Below are 15,589 nucleotides of genomic sequence, written 5' to 3'. Positions count from 1 at the left end.
TCCTTGGATTGAAACTTAGCCTGCTAAAGTGTATATCTTTGAAGCTAGCTTATCATCTTAGCAATGAGCTCTGCAGGATCTAGGACTTTAACAGTTTGTTTTTCGGTGTCAACTTTGTCTTTAATGCCATCTTCCATCATTGTAATACAGAAGGGGCAATTCGCACCGATAACTTCCGCATTTTTATCAAGCGCCTGCTCAACTCTGAGATTATTAACCCTTTGATCATTTTGTTCTTCTAACCACATCCGACCGCCACCGGCACCGCAGCAGAAGCTCTTATTGTGATGACGATCCATTTCTACCAGTTCAACACCAGGAACCATATTGAAAAGGGCACGAGGTGAATTAAATTCTTGCTGATAACGACCAAGATAACAAGAATCGTGATAGACAATTCTTTGCGGTTCAAATTCAGCTTTTGAATTGAGAACTAATTTACCATCCTTGATTAATTGATCGATAAATTGTGTATGATGGATTACTTCATAATTACCGCCGAAATCAGGATACTCATTCTTCAAAGTGTTTAGGCAGTGGGGGCAAGTTGTAATGATTTTTTTCACATTGTAATTATTTAAGATTTCTACGTTCTCTATTGCTGCAGTCTGGAATAGATATTCGTTTCCTGATCGGCGAACAAAGTCACCGCAACATTTTTCTTCTGTTCCTAAGATTGCGAAATTAATACCCGCAGCTTTAAGAATCTTCGAGACAGCAACGGTTACTTTTTGGGCACGACTATCAAAAGAACCAGCACAGCCAACCCAGAAGAGGTAGTCTACATTTTCTTGTTCACTAATTAATTTGACATCTAAATCAGAAGCCCAATTTGCACGTTCGGTATAGCCGATACCCCAAGGGTTTGCATTATTTTCGACGTTACGGAAGGATGTTTGTAACTCTTGTGGGAAATTACTATCCATCATAACCAGAGATTGACGCATATTAATGATCTTATTCACATGCTCGTTGGCAACCGGACATTGTACTTGGCAAGACATACAAGTCGTACATGCCCAAATCTCTTCTTCGGAAACGATATCCCCAATTAAGGATTTTTGGAGAATTTCAGCTGCTTGAGGATCATTTTCGGCAATTTCTGCTAATGCGTCCGCATTTTCATCGCTGGTGGAAGTTAAGCCTTTAGCATTCAGGACGGCACCTTTTTCTAAAAGATGGTCTTTTAATTGGCGGCTGATTAAACGCTTAGGGTTCAAGGGTTTGCCGGAAATGTTGGCTGGACAGTTATTCATGCACCTTCCACATTCTCCGCAAGCAAAGCTATCTAATAGTTGCTTCCAAGTAAAGCTTTCAATCCGGTTAACCCCTAATTCGGTTAACTCTTCATCTTCTAAGTCTATTTTTTCAATTTGACCACCAATAGGTTTTAAGGAAGAGAAATAGGTGTTAGGGTGTACAGCTAAAAGGTGCATATGCTTCGAGTTTGGAATGTAAACCAGGAAACCAAATACAATCAGCATATGGATCCACCAAAAAGCACTTTCAATTACTTCGAGAGTATGTGTGCTTAATCCACTAAAGAGAGTGGCAAAACTTTGATACATAATTGCCAGTGAGTATACGCTACTGCTAGGATCGAGAGCGACTTTTGCTCCACTTCCTATCCATTCTGTGACAATAACGCCAAAGATCAGGCTTACAATAATTGCTGCTTCGGGTGTTCGAGATAAATGAGCAGGTTTAATTACCCATCTTCTAATTAGACCGAAACATAAGCCGACGATTACTAAGGCAGTCATAAGATCTTTAATCATATAAAAATAGCGGTTTGTTCCCAAGATAGGGAAAGAATAAGCAGGGAAGAGTCCTTCAAATATTAAAGGCAGTTCACCTAAACAAATAAAGATAAAACCCCAGAAGATGATAAAGTGAACAACTCCATATGGTTCATTAATTAATTTACTTTGACCTAGTACTAACTTAACAAAGTTCATAAAACGTTGATTAGGGTTGTCGAATCTTTCATCTTTGGCACCTAAGCTCAAAATTCCGATTTTTTTCTTAAGAGCTTTACTAAAGGACAGAATTGCCAAGACAGTCATTAGAGCGAAAACTATTAGCCATCCTAAACGCATTTAAACCCCTCCCAAAAAATTTTTATAACAATTTACAGATAATTTTGAATCACTAGATAATTTTAGGACGTTTTAGAAGCCCAAAAAAATAAAAACCTAGTGTTAGATGGTAATAATTTTGCCATAAGCAATCCTCCTAAATTGAATTTTAAATTTTCTGTAAATAATACAATATTAGTGAATAATTTAACTTGATTGTGCAAAAAAATCCCGAGCTATTAGCTCGTTTTTTAAGATTATTAATAATACTCTCCACTTTTCTTATAGACAAAGACTAACATTTAATGTTGCATTATGTCAACATCTCTGATATTAAGATAATATATGGATGTTACCCGCCAAAAACCTAATTTAGATAGTAATATTTAATATTAGTAAATAAATACCAATAATTTGAGGGGTAGTTCAATATATCGTTAGACATCCTATGGAATCTGTTACAATATATTGCATTTTGTAATATAATCTCTTTATAGCAAATTGATTCAAAATATATTAATTATTTAAAACTAAAGTGTTATAATGAATGGATATTCATTATAACACTTATGCTACTATGTGTTTAACCATCTAGTAAAGCTACCAACTTACAACTAATTTAATCCTTAATTAGATTCAGCGGAATTCAACCTGACAATAGCAATAAGGGAACTGACTTTAACTAGCTGCAAAATGAATATTTGTAGTAAACCCTCAATATCGGCAGAAATGCCATGTTGAGGGTTTATTTGATTTATATTCCATTACATATTTTTGGAATTATCAGTGCAAAATTTAAAGTTAGAACTAATCAAAACTGAAGTTCATATTGAATTCATATAACCAGCTTAAGATGTGGTTCATGGAGCCAAAAAATTGGAGGTTATAGAAAATGAAAAAACAAAAGTCTAGAGTTAAATGGATTATCCTGGGATTGATTGCGGTAGCGGTAACTGTAGGTGGCATAACCTTTCTTAAGGAACCTACGCAACTTCCGTATGAAAGCGTTGTTGCTCAGACAAGCGACCTAACCACCTATTACTCCTTCACTGGCAATGTTGAAACTACAGATCGTCAAACTGTGACTTCTGAAAAGATGATGCAAATTTCGGAAATCAAAGTGAAAGAGGGAGACCTTGTTAAAGAAGGGACAGTCTTAATTAAAACTACGGCAGGTGAAGAGATTAAGTCAAAAATTCAAGGAGAAATTGTAAATATCAATATAGAAGAAAAGGCACAAGTAATGGCAGGTACAAAACTATTAGAAGTTGTGGATTATGATAATCTTCAAATCAAAGTGAAAGTCGATGAGTATGACCTTGCTGCGATTGAGAAAGGCAAGGAAGCAACTGTTAAATTAGGTGCAATAAACAAAGAAATAAAGGGCAATATCAGCTCAATCTCTAAAGAGGGGCAGATTATTAATGGAGTATCTTTCTTTACCGCTATAATCGATCTTGCGGACGATGAAAGTGTAAGAATCGGAATGTCTGCAGAAGTAAAGATTATAAGCAATCAAGCTAGCGGAATTGTCACATTGCCTATAACAGCGGTTCAATTCGACGAGAATAACAAACCCTATGTTCTTAAAAAAGATGAGAGTGGTACAGAGACTAGAGCCGAAATTACTACCGGCATAAATGATGGGATTGTCGTAGAAGTAAAAAGTGGCCTTGAAAGTGGAGAAACCGTTTACTACACCAAGACTGCAGCTAAGGAAGGAACGAATTTTCCTTCAGGTGGGATGAATAATACAGGTGGTGATGATTAATGGCGGAAGTTCTGAACATGCAAAATATCTCTAAGAGCTACTATATGGGGGAAGAAGAGCTAGAAGTGTTGAGTAAGGTAAACTTAACAGTAAATTCCGGTGAATTTCTATCCTTACTGGGTCCGTCAGGATCGGGGAAATCCACAATGATGAACATTATTGGTTGCCTAGATATGCCAACATCAGGAAAATATTTACTCTCTGGCAATGATATTGAAGACCTGGATGAAACTGAACTTGCCTTTATTAGAAATAAGGAAATTGGCTTTGTATTTCAAAGCTTTCAGCTCCTGCCACGCTTAAGTGCTCTTCAAAATGTGGAGTTACCGTTGATTTACGCTGGTGTCTCCTCAGCGGAAAGAAAGGAACGTTCGCTGAACATGCTCGATCGAGTAGGGTTAGTTGATAAGACAAAAAACTTACCAACTCAGCTATCTGGAGGGCAACAACAACGTGTTGCCATTGCTCGGGCTTTGGTAACTGAGCCCACAATTTTGCTGGCCGATGAACCAACAGGTGCTTTAGATCAAAAAACAGGTGCACAAGTTATGGAGCTTTTTGAGGAACTGAATCATGACGGAAGAACAATAATTATGATAACCCACGACATCGGGATTGCACGTCACGCCAAGAGAGTTGTCAACATTCTCGATGGACATTTGTCGGAACAGGAGGTTCAGTAGATGCTGCTTGAGAGTATAAAAATGTCCTATGAAAATATTGTTAGAAATAAACTGCGCTCATTTTTGACAATGCTGGGTATTGTAATAGGAGTAGCATCGATTATTGCTTTAATCACCATAGTCCAGGGTGCAACAAATAGTATCAGCGATCAAGTCACAGAGCTGGGTGCCAATAAAATCACTGTGAATGTTATGGGTACTCCTCTTAAACAAGGGCTTAATCAAGAGGATATGCTGAACATTTCAGAGGAGGAGAATATTAAGGGTGTATCCCCTACAATTTCTGGAAAGACCGGCATTATCTATGAGGGAAAGCTCATGGAGAATGTGACAGTACAGGGTAAAAACGATGTGTATTTCAACATGGATACCAGCCTGCTTAAGACTGGGAGGCCAATAAATATTCTCGACTTAAACAGTAAAAATCAGGTTGTAATTATTGGCAGTGATATCATCAAGGAACTTTATTATGGCGTCGATCCTATTGGGAAAGACCTTGTCATAAACGGTACTAGTTATACTGTAATTGGCACATTAAATCCCTCAAGTGGATTTAGTATGGGATCGAATAATGAGTCTGTCATAATCCCCTATACAACGGCAATGCGAAGCTTGGGAGTCAAGGATATATCGAGTCTAGATGTATTCTTGGAAGATACTGCATTAGCTGATGATACTGTAACTGATCTTAAAGGGGTGCTTAATCCGGCTTTTAACTACAAAGATAACGCCTATACAATTTTCAATATGGGGGATATGATCGAATCCTTTGAATCAATGATGTCCATGATGTCACTTCTTCTGGCAGGAATTGCTGCAATATCCCTTGTAGTGGGTGGTATTGGAATCATGAATATGATGCTCGTGTCTATTACTGAGCGAACGATGGAAATAGGTTTGCGGAAGGCCTTAGGTGCGACACCCAAAAGAATTCAGCTGCAATTCGTTATTGAGTCAATATTCCTCTCTCTAGTCGGTGGTCTCATTGGCTTGGTTCTAGGTGGCTTAATAGCTTATACTGCAGCAGCTTTAATTGGGATCGGATTTTCGCTTTCTATTGCTACTATTCTACTGGCGGTCGGATTTTCCGGATTAGTCGGTATTGTGTTTGGATACATGCCTGCAAGAAAAGCAAGTCAACTTAATCCTATTGACGCACTGCGAAGTTTATAATTGATGTGATGGTTTCTGTCCCTAAGAATTAAGCCCCTAAAACATAGTTTTGGGGGCTAGGGAGGTTAGAATAATGGTAAATATACTAATTGTCGACGACAACGAGAGTATTCGCAAGCTAATGCAGATGTATTTACTTCGTGATGGATATAATGTCTTTGCAGCTACAGACGGGTTAGAGGCTTTAGACGTATTAGATAAAGAACATATTGATCTCATAATCTTAGATATTATGATGCCTAACATGGACGGGTATAGCCTAACTAAAGAATTACGGGGATTAAAATTCAATCTGCCAATTCTAATGATAACGGCTAAGGAAACTATTCAAGATAAGAAAAAAGGCTTTGCGGTGGGAACCGACGATTATATGGTTAAACCTATTGATTTTGATGAAATGCTCCTGCGAGTCTCTGCTTTGCTTCGTCGAGCTAAGATTTCTAATGAGCATAAAATTGTTGTGGGGGACATTACCCTCGATTATGAGACCTTAACAGTTACAACAAAAAGTGAAGCAATCCTACTTCCTCAAAAAGAGTTTTACTTATTGTTTAAACTGCTTAATTATCCAAAAAGGATTTTTACAAGACAAGAACTAATGGATGAAATCTGGGGATTCGATAGCGACACAGACGAACGAACGGTTGATGTTCATATTAAAAGGCTACGCGAGAAATTTGACAAATATAAGGGATTTAAAATAATTACGATTAGAGGGCTAGGATATAAGGTGGAAAAGTATCAATGAAAAAACGATTATTATTTAACTCAATCTATACTAAATTTACTCTAATCTTTTTAGGTATTTGGTGGTTTTTAAATTCCCTAACTTTTGGCGTTATAATGTTAATTATGAAAAATAGCGTTTTTGCAGAGCTGACCGTTGACCGACAAGAATTTTACAATGAATTTCAAAGGATAAGGATGGCAACTGGAGTAGCATTTCAACTTAGCGCAGTAATTGGAACGATTATCATTCTGCTGACTGTGAGAAAAATCATAAAACCAATAAAGCTAATTTCTGAGGCCTCTAAACAGGTGGCCAAAGGCAATTTCGATACTCAAGTAATGGTCAAGAGTGAGGATGAAATTGGGCAGTTAGCCTCAGATTTCAATTTAATGGCTAAAGAACTTATGAGCATTGATCATATTCATAAAGATTTTGTTTCAAATGTTTCACATGAATTTAAAACGCCTATTACTTCTATCAGAGGATTTGCTAAGTTAATCAGAAATGGTCAACTATCCGAAGATCAATTACAAGAGTACAGTGAGATTATTGTGAATGAGAGTGAGAGGCTGTCATTGCTGTCCACTAATTTATTGAAGCTTTCAGAGTTAGATAGTAAAAGTATCCGAGAACAAGCAACTATTTTTTCCCTTGATGAACAATTGAGGTCTTGTATTTTAATCCTTGAGTCGGATTGGACGGAGAAAAATATTAGTTTAGATATTGACCTCGAAAAGACAACTTATTTGGGTGATGAACATCTACTTCAGCAGGTATGGATTAACCTAATTCAAAATGCCATTAAGTTTTCCAATCAGAATGGTTTGCTTAGAGTAAATCTTTATGGAAGCGAAGAAAGCATTAGAGTAGATATTGCTGATAATGGGAGAGGTATACCTGAGGAAGATAAGGAACGTATTTTTGATCGTTTCTATAAAGCTGACAAATCACGCTCTAAAGATGGCAATGGCTTGGGACTTGCGATAGCAAAGAAGATCGTGGATTTATCGAAAGGTAAACTATATTTTACAAGTGAGATAGGGAAAGGGACAACATTCACAGTGGAATTACCATTTATCAATGGGGATGGTTAGGTTTGAAAAGAAAAATTGTTTTTGGTCAGGGAGGAGATTTTTAGGAAGATGTGGAATTAAATAATAATATATGTGGATGTGAATCCATAGGGGTTAAGGAAATATCCGTAAGTTGTAATATGGATTTAGTTTCAGGATTGGAGAGAGTGGAGGTATTTAATTGAGATCCCATAAAATTCTTAACAGATTTCTTTATTTAAGTCTGATTTTACTCGGTATTATCCTAATAGATTTCTATTACAATTTATTGCCTACATATTTTGTAATTATTGTTGTTGCCTATTTTTTTCTAAGTTTAGCCTTCTTAACTAATAAGATAATTCATAAGGAGCACAAGAAATTACTTTTCCCCAAAATCATCTTATTAAGTATCATCTTAATTTTAGGGTATGCTAATTTTTACTATAAACTATCCAGAGATCTTTCTCATGCATTTAAAGACGGAATGATTCTATCGGCAATAGATAGTGTATATTTTAGTATTACTACTTTTACAACCACAGGTTATGGTGATATATATCCAATAACCAACACGGCTAAAATGTTTGTTGCAAGCGAAATGATTTTGGGCTATATACTAAGCACAATCATAATGGCTGCATTTGTAATAAGGTTTATCGAGGCTGATAAATGATATAGGTAAACTAACCAAGTAGTGTTAACGATTATTTCTAAACAAAATCCATACTTAACAATAAAAGCGACCAACAAGTCGCTTTCGTTGTTAAGTATGGATCTTCGATTAAAAAGCGGATATAAATAGGCTTATAAAATCTTCAACAGACCCTTTTCTAGGATTTGTAAAAGCAGTTATATCTTTCATAGCGTTCTGAGAGAGAGTTTCAATATCCTTCTCTTTGAGTCCCATCTCACGCAATTTACCGGGAATTTCGATTTTGGCAGTCAATCTTCTAATTGAATCAATAATTATGTCGATAGCTTGTGAAGTGTCCTGGGTACTAGTCCCCATGGCTTCACATAATTTCATAATTCTTTGTTTAGGTATGGACACGGAATTAAACTCAAATACATAAGGCACCAAGATCCCGTTGTAACAGCCATGGGTTTGACCATAAAATCCGCCCAATTGATGAGCCATTGAATGTACATAACCTAATCCCGCATTATTAAAGGCCATAGCAGCCATCATATTGGCATACATCATTTTTTCCTTAGCTTCTAAGTCATTGCCATTCTCGTAGGCTCTCGGCAGATACTCAAATGCTATTCGTATTGCATCAAGAGCAAAAGAATCGGTTAAAGGAGAGGCTTCAGTAGACACATAAGCTTCTATAGCATGGGAAACAACATCAAAACCTGAGCTGGCGGTAACTTCTTTAGGCATTGTTGTCATAAATATAGGATCATTGACTGTAATATAGGGGGTTAAAAATGGCGAAGCGATGGTCATTTTTACCTTCCTAGAATTATCCACGATTATGGCAAACATAGATAATTCAGCTCCCGACCCTGCGGTTGTATTGATCGAAATTTGCGGTAGGGGTGGTTTAGTCACTTTGTTATACCCCTCATAATCAATGATTGAACCGCCGTTGGTAGCTACTATTGCTATTGCTTTAGCACAGTCATGATTGGTCCCGCCGCCGATGGAAATAATCAATTTATAGTTGCGTAAAACATTAAGACCTTTCTTAAAATAAGATAAGCCATCTTCTACGAAGGAAACTGTAGGATTGGGGTGCAGTATTCCATCAAATATATCATATGAAATGAATAGGTTCTTTAAGATCTTTTCTACATTCTCCACATATCCGAGACTTATCATGTTTTTATCAGTAACAATCAGGGCTTTGCTTAGCTTCCAGGCTAATAACTCGTTGGGAAGGTCTTTGATAGCCCCAACACCTATTAAATTCGTCTTTGGTAAAATGAAATTGTGAGTGTTCTCCAACTAAGTTACCTCCATAATCGTTGCTTATATCAAGCAATAATAATTTGAATTTATTCCTTCGTCTTATCCTCTTGATTCCTGCTAAAAGAGTGATGTTCCATAAAAGAATTTAATTTATAAAAACCCCAGGTTGCCGTTGAAAACCAAAAAGCAAACCCAGCCAGAGGCAACCATAATTTACTGGTAGAATATAGGATATCTAATTCAGATAGCAAATTATAATATAAAGTAGCAAAAAAGATTGCTGCACCAGCGAATACGTAATTTAAAGGTTTCTGTTGAGGTAAAAAATAATAATATAAGATAAAAAATATTGACCATGATATACCAGGGAATATATGCACGCCTAGAAAACCAAAAGGGCCATAATTTATCCAAGAGAACAAGCCAGTGATATAGCCAAATAAGTGAACCAGCGAGTCCATCATTCCTCCAAAAATGATTCCGTAAATTGCAAGACGCCTAGTCTCTCTTTTTGGAACAGTAGCGACTAAAATTAAGGCAAATACCATGGTGAATATTGGATAAGCGAAGTATTTAGGCATACTATCTCCTTTAGGGTGTTCAAATTTGATACATATAAGATTTGCCTTTTCAAGGAATAATATTTATCATTGATCGACGATAATTTAAAAAAATTTAATTTGAGGGGAGACCTAATATGCAAAAGATTATCCCGCACTTATGGTTTGATAAAGAAGCCGATGAGGCATCAAAATTTTATCTATCACTATTTGAAGGATCCAGTCTAAAAGACAAAACCATATTAAACAACACACCCTCTGGCTCGGTGGATATGATCACTATTGAGCTTGCAGGACAGGAATTTATCCTGTTGTCAGCCGGTCCATTATTCAAATTTACACCGGCTGTTTCATTTCTCATCGCTTGTAGTTCTAGCGAGGAAGTGGAGGGGTTATGGGGAAAACTTATTGAAAAGGGCGCTGCTCTAATGCCCTTAGATAAATATCCCTTTAGCCAAAAGTATGGATGGGTAATTGACAAATACGGTCTATCTTGGCAGATAATGCAGATGGGTGATATGGAGATTAAGCAAAAAATCACCCCAACGCTAATGTTTGTCGGAGATCAGTGCGGCAATGCCGAAGATGCTATCAGATTTTACACAACAATATTTGAGCACTCAAGTGTGGGTGATATCCTTAGATACGGTGAGGACGGAGCTCCAAATAAACCGAACATGATTCAGCATGTCGACTTCACTCTGAATAACCAATTATTTTCTGCCATGGACAGCGCTTATGACCATAACTTTACATTTAATGAGGCTATTTCATTAGTTGTTAAATGCGAAACCCAAGCTGAAATAGACTGTTATTGGGATAAGCTGTCAGCCGTTCCTGAAGCAGAGCAATGCGGTTGGCTAAAGGATAAATACGGTTTTTCTTGGCAGATTGTACCCTCTATTATGGATGAGATGATGCAGAATAAGGATGTAAAAAAACTAGCTCAGGTTACAGAGGCTTTTCTTAAAATGAAAAAGTTTGAGATTAGTGAATTAATTGAGGCATACGAGAAATAATTATGCAATTGTACTCAGTGCCTAAGGACTTGATGTGACCAATAAATCGACAAGTACCTGCTATTTCGAAAGATCACTTATCCTTCTTTTAGAAATTGGTTGTTCTCTTATTTTGTAGGCAAGGTTCACTCCCGAACAAAAGGTCTTTCGAAAAAGAAATGAGAAAACCAGTTAGTCAGGGAGAAGTTTTTCCCCCTGGCTGCTGGTTTTTCTTCGGTGAATTATTTGGATGATTTTAATGATGCATCTTAACTGGGAGGAATTTCGAATGATTTTACAATGGATCGTCTTATTTATCATTATAAGTTTCATTGTTCTTTCATATTATAAACAATATTCGCTTAAAACAAGACTCATCTCCTTAATTACAGTTGCTATCATATCCTTGTTTTTGGTGGTAATTCCGATATTTAAATTTACTATAGCAACATTATTAGGTTTGTTTCTAATTGAGAAAATATGGATTATAATGGCAGGGGTACTGTTCATCGAGGCATTGATAGAGAAGAAAAGCAAACCATTAAAGCTAATTGCAGCGGCTGGCTGCGTAATTATATATCTTTATCTTCGCACTATGATCTAAATACTTACAAGATCGAAAATAAAGTTTGCTATGTGAGCTATAATGGAGGAATTTCATGGGAAACAGTACCCGTTTCGGTAGAGACCTTGGCAGCGGTTGGAGACGGAAGACCTTATTTCAATAAACTGCAGGAAAAAAGCTATGTAATAACTTCAGAAAAAACTGCCTTTGTCTATGGTGGTACAAAGGGAATCCCTCTGACGGCTACCTATTCAGAGGATAAGGGAACCACTTGGAAGACATCACAAATCAGCAAAACCTTAGACAGCGTAAGAGTAAAGTTTTGCAGTTTTCCAAATGCCAAAGTAGGGTATGTCATAGCAACAGGGGATAGAGCTATGTCCCAGGAAAGTCAAATAATCTATATATAATTGGAGGTGTGCCCGTGAAAAAAATGAGATACGCTTGTCCTTGCAATGATGGTGTCTGGTTGCTCAAATACCGGAGTGGGGCAACAGATTGACTCAAAGGGTGATACAGTTAATAACCGAGGTAGCCTCGGACAGATCGTGGAGTCGTATTATAAAAAGTATGAACCATCTAATAAAGGTAAGACTCATATTTTTGCCCAAAAGGTTTTTAAGGGTGGCACTTTAGTTTTAACCGAAAAAAACGATGGACAGGGGCAATCATATACGAATTTGTTTTTCCTGGATGAAAACAAGAAAATTATTAAGAAAGCACAAGGACAGACGCCACTAAGCATGTGTTTTACTGTCAATGTTATTGAATATGATGGTTGCAAAATCATATTCGGGAACTTCAACGATTCAACTTGGTTGATTGAACCTGACAAAAAGAAACCAGTTGATATACAAAACATCTTAGTGAGATTTAAAAATGGTGAGGTTTATTCCGAAAAAGTGGAAAAAGGCTATATTATTACTTCACAATCTTTAGCGGATGTTGAAGTTGTTGAGCTTTATGACAATAATGATGTACTACAGAGCGATTTGAATGATTTGCAAAGGTATGGAAGTGTATTTGATGAAGCTTCTTTTGTGGATGTTACAGTAAGGTGATCGATGTAATAAGGCTAGAATGGTTTAAAGGTCTTGTGTCAAAAGAATTGTGAAAGAGTTATAAACTAAATCATTGTTTTAAAGTTCTTTGTGGTTTTTCGTCATCAGTCAAACGCGATTATTATAAGGTTATAGAAATTTTATTTTGGGTCCTATAATAGATATTATGTAAAGTAGAGTATAAGTTACCGCAAGGGGGTATCCATATAATACCATTGAGTGATATTTAACCAGATCAATCGATTGGGTTATGTTTTGTCTAGAGTTTCCTGTTCTTCGGATTATTGCAGACAGTAAATAAATCGGGATTATTTCGTTTATCAGTAACACTATCCATTCGCTAAGAATCACTATATATCGGAACCAAGGTTAACCTCCAGAACTATATTCATGAGAAACAGTTTCAGATTCCTTTAGAATGCTTTAAGGATCTTGGCCAGTATGTATCATCTAAATTAACGAAATCTATGGTGACACGGGTTCGTATGTGCGTTAGGATACAAATTACTTATTGATGGCTGAGCCATTGCTAAAACCTCAACGATTTTGTTATAAACGGTTTATGCCGATTGAAATTCCATCTATAAGGAAACGATTTAACCTTTTTACTTGGAACCGCTGCTATTGCTATCTCAACTATGCGTTAAATATCTATTTAGTGAAGAGTTGTTATAATGCTTTTCTTCCTAACTTTTTTCTTTTGGTTATTAATATCAAATCTCTGCTAGTTTTGGATATTCCAATCCTTCTCAATACTTATCAAGGTATGATATTACACCTCTTTATATTCATTTCTCAGCTAATATTTATACCCTTCCCCTATTTTTATAATTATCGTTAAATGCCTATCTTCATAAACAATCTTTGTTACTCCCATTACCTAACTATAAAATTAATAATGTTAATTCATGTAGTGACTCCCCTCTTCCCCACAGTAAAGCAAATGTATAAGAAATGCATGAACTTAGGTCTACACATATTATATAGACTAAACCACCGCTCCAGCGGTTTAGTCCTATCCTACCAATATTCTTTAAACCTAGGTGTACTAGCACTTCCAATTATTAGCCTAACCGGTATATAGATAATGGGACACTGATCAGTCAGCAATAAAGTGGTTGGGGGCCTATAAATAAGGATGTTAAACCCCCTCCCACTTCGGACTTGGGGACTTTATCGTATCGTAAATGTCTTTATTATCGGAAGGATGAGGCCATTCGAAGCCAGAGACACCAGGACGGCGTCACCCCAGCAGAACTCCCCTATTTTCATCTATTAGTAATCGATTTAAATTAAAAATGCCAACTTGCACATTTCTTACAACAATAAGATTTACCTTTGTAAGAATATCCACTAACTACGCTAGGATGATAAAACTTTCCACAATGATTACATTTTTTAACCCAAGTATTCGTATTACATTCCAAGCAAATCCCAACATAAAAATCATTATCTTGTTTATTTAAAGGTTCAATCATATAACTTGCTTCACCACAATTATAACAATCAATAAATTTTGCCATATCAGAATCTATATATGTAAAACAACATAAACAATGTTTGAGATCTTCATCAAAAAAATCAATAAAACGGAAATTTTCACATGACACAAAAGATCTTGTATCACATTCAGGGCATGTAAGAGCATAATAACCTTTTAGTTTTACGAATTCCTCAACACCTTCCTTCCATATTTTATTTTTAGAAATATGGAATTCTTGTAATTGAATTTTGATTGAATTACTATCAAAACTTGATTGCATAGTTCCTTGCATAAATAAAATGCATTTTATCAAATACTTTGCTAATTCATAATTCCAACCTGCTTTTAACCCACTGTGTACAATATAATTCCTCGCATCTAGAATTTTTCTTAATTCTTTCTTGCTTCCATATGACCACCTGTTTTGAGTAAAAAACAAGTTTAATATATCTGAGAAATCCTTAAACTCTTTTTCTTGACCATTCTTTTTTACAATAATTAGATCCTTTTGCCCCTTTTTCATAAAATAATACTTCAAAAATAATTCTAATGAAATTTGAATATTAACAACTGCAAATTTCAGATAATCATTAGTTGAATCAATCTTATTTATCAAATCAAATGAAAAATTCAGAAATGATAAAAACGTTTGGTAAATCTCATCATCATTAGGAATTTTTTTCATACTATCCTCAATTCTCTTTCTGGACTATATTATATATTTCTAAGAATAACCCAGACTCAACGCACCACCTTAACAAATGATTTGGGATGACGAGTCCTCTGCCCATTATTTCTGAGAAGGACTCAAGTATTGCCGACGTATCCCAACGTTCTAACCACGATCATCTATTTCAAAAGCGCGACGCATACATCTAATGCAATAAATGCTTCTTTTGATAGATCTGGATCTTTCTGGCCATAGAATATTTCTGGGGTTACACTATTAAACCCATTGATCCATGGTCTTAGCGGTTGAAATCTCATCAGTATTATCCTCTATCTAAATATATAAAATAAAGTTTGCAATCTTTCAAATTAATCCGCCACAGGACTCGGCGGCCTTGCCTCATCTTTCCGATAACAGGTATTTAACTAACTCGTTAATTGTACTCGTAATAGACTTTATACGAACTAGTACGTATAAAAAACCTTTATGACACATCTAAATCATTTCGCCATCATGTATTATTTACCTTTATTTTACTCCTTGGGTTCTATAATTAAGATTCGTAAAGCCCCCTCGTACCAGTTTATGGTGAGAATGTTACCTTGAATTTATCCAAGTGATTAATGAATCTTTCAGAAGCAAGCTCACTGTTATTTATATCTTCTCTTGTCACAACTAAGTATTTTGTCGCAGTTGTCTTATTAAGCTCATTTTCTGTATGCATCAAAACGTCCCTAATCCCATTAATAATATTACTCAACTTTCGCATAGCGAAAGTTACCTCTAACCCTGTATCTATCTAGCTTAGAACAAAATATTTTAGTTTATTGACAGGAAAAACACCTTT

13 protein-coding genes are annotated in these 15,589 nt (G+C 36.0%); 9 read left to right on the top strand and 4 right to left on the bottom strand.

The window, feature by feature from the left end; genetic code table 11:
- Nucleotides 1-44: 44 nt before the first annotated feature.
- Nucleotides 45-2,099, bottom strand: a complete 2,055-nt coding sequence (locus tag BLS16_RS10195) for a heterodisulfide reductase-related iron-sulfur binding cluster (protein WP_092332919.1) — start codon at nt 2,097-2,099, stop codon at nt 45-47.
- 871 nt (nt 2,100-2,970) lie between these two features.
- On the opposite strand from BLS16_RS10195, the gene BLS16_RS10190 reads away from it, so the two are divergent.
- The 6 genes from BLS16_RS10190 (at nt 2,971) to BLS16_RS10165 (ending at nt 8,163) form a co-directional block, all read left to right on the top strand.
- Complete coding sequence (locus BLS16_RS10190; protein WP_092332917.1) at nt 2,971-3,849, top strand: efflux RND transporter periplasmic adaptor subunit; 879 nt, start codon at nt 2,971-2,973, stop codon at nt 3,847-3,849.
- On the top strand, nt 3,849-4,532 hold the full coding sequence (locus tag BLS16_RS10185; RefSeq protein ID WP_092332915.1) for an ABC transporter ATP-binding protein: 684 nt from the start codon (nt 3,849-3,851) through the stop codon (nt 4,530-4,532). The genes BLS16_RS10190 and BLS16_RS10185 overlap by 1 nt, the downstream gene beginning before the upstream one ends.
- Nucleotides 4,533-5,705: an ABC transporter permease gene (locus BLS16_RS10180; protein ID WP_092332913.1), complete on the top strand. Its 1,173-nt coding sequence runs from the start codon at nt 4,533-4,535 to the stop codon at nt 5,703-5,705.
- A gap of 73 nt (nt 5,706-5,778) precedes the next feature.
- The gene (locus BLS16_RS10175; RefSeq protein WP_092332911.1) at nt 5,779-6,453 is read left to right on the top strand and encodes a response regulator transcription factor; all 675 of its coding nucleotides are present in this window, start codon (nt 5,779-5,781) and stop codon (nt 6,451-6,453) included.
- Complete coding sequence (locus tag BLS16_RS10170; protein WP_092332909.1) at nt 6,450-7,529, top strand: sensor histidine kinase; 1,080 nt, start codon at nt 6,450-6,452, stop codon at nt 7,527-7,529. Before BLS16_RS10175 ends, BLS16_RS10170 begins: the two co-directional genes overlap by 4 nt.
- Nucleotides 7,530-7,689: 160 nt before the next feature.
- Complete coding sequence (locus tag BLS16_RS10165) at nt 7,690-8,163, top strand: potassium channel family protein (RefSeq protein WP_092332907.1); 474 nt, start codon at nt 7,690-7,692, stop codon at nt 8,161-8,163.
- A gap of 108 nt (nt 8,164-8,271) precedes the next feature.
- On the opposite strand, the gene BLS16_RS10160 is transcribed toward BLS16_RS10165, so the two are convergent.
- Together BLS16_RS10160 and BLS16_RS10155 are read right to left on the bottom strand one after the other, a co-directional pair.
- Nucleotides 8,272-9,441, bottom strand: a complete 1,170-nt coding sequence (locus BLS16_RS10160) for an iron-containing alcohol dehydrogenase (protein ID WP_092332905.1) — start codon at nt 9,439-9,441, stop codon at nt 8,272-8,274.
- Nucleotides 9,442-9,491: 50 nt separating this feature from the next.
- The gene (locus BLS16_RS10155) at nt 9,492-9,953 is read right to left on the bottom strand and encodes a hypothetical protein (RefSeq protein ID WP_242876253.1); all 462 of its coding nucleotides are present in this window, start codon (nt 9,951-9,953) and stop codon (nt 9,492-9,494) included.
- Between the two features lie 149 nt (nt 9,954-10,102).
- Between BLS16_RS10155 and BLS16_RS10150 the strand changes: the two genes are divergently transcribed.
- From BLS16_RS10150 to BLS16_RS10135, 3 genes are all read left to right on the top strand, one after another.
- Nucleotides 10,103-10,984, top strand: a complete 882-nt coding sequence (locus BLS16_RS10150) for a VOC family protein (protein WP_092332901.1) — start codon at nt 10,103-10,105, stop codon at nt 10,982-10,984.
- 459 nt (nt 10,985-11,443) lie between these two features.
- Nucleotides 11,444-11,938, top strand: a complete 495-nt coding sequence (locus BLS16_RS10140; protein ID WP_176786127.1) for a hypothetical protein — start codon at nt 11,444-11,446, stop codon at nt 11,936-11,938.
- Between the two features lie 45 nt (nt 11,939-11,983).
- Nucleotides 11,984-12,589 (top strand): hypothetical protein, encoded by a 606-nt coding sequence (locus tag BLS16_RS10135; RefSeq protein ID WP_092332897.1) that lies wholly within the window; start codon nt 11,984-11,986, stop codon nt 12,587-12,589.
- Nucleotides 12,590-13,881: 1,292 nt separating this feature from the next.
- Here BLS16_RS10135 and BLS16_RS10130 read toward each other — a convergent pair.
- Nucleotides 13,882-14,757: a hypothetical protein gene (locus BLS16_RS10130; protein WP_092332895.1), complete on the bottom strand. Its 876-nt coding sequence runs from the start codon at nt 14,755-14,757 to the stop codon at nt 13,882-13,884.
- Nucleotides 14,758-15,589 lie beyond the last annotated feature (832 nt).

Source organism: Desulfosporosinus hippei DSM 8344 (assembly GCF_900100785.1).
Taxonomy (GTDB): Bacteria; Bacillota; Desulfitobacteriia; order Desulfitobacteriales; family Desulfitobacteriaceae; genus Desulfosporosinus; species Desulfosporosinus hippei.
The sequence above is the reverse complement of the archived record's forward strand: the minus strand, read 5'-3'. Positions and strand labels throughout refer to the sequence as shown.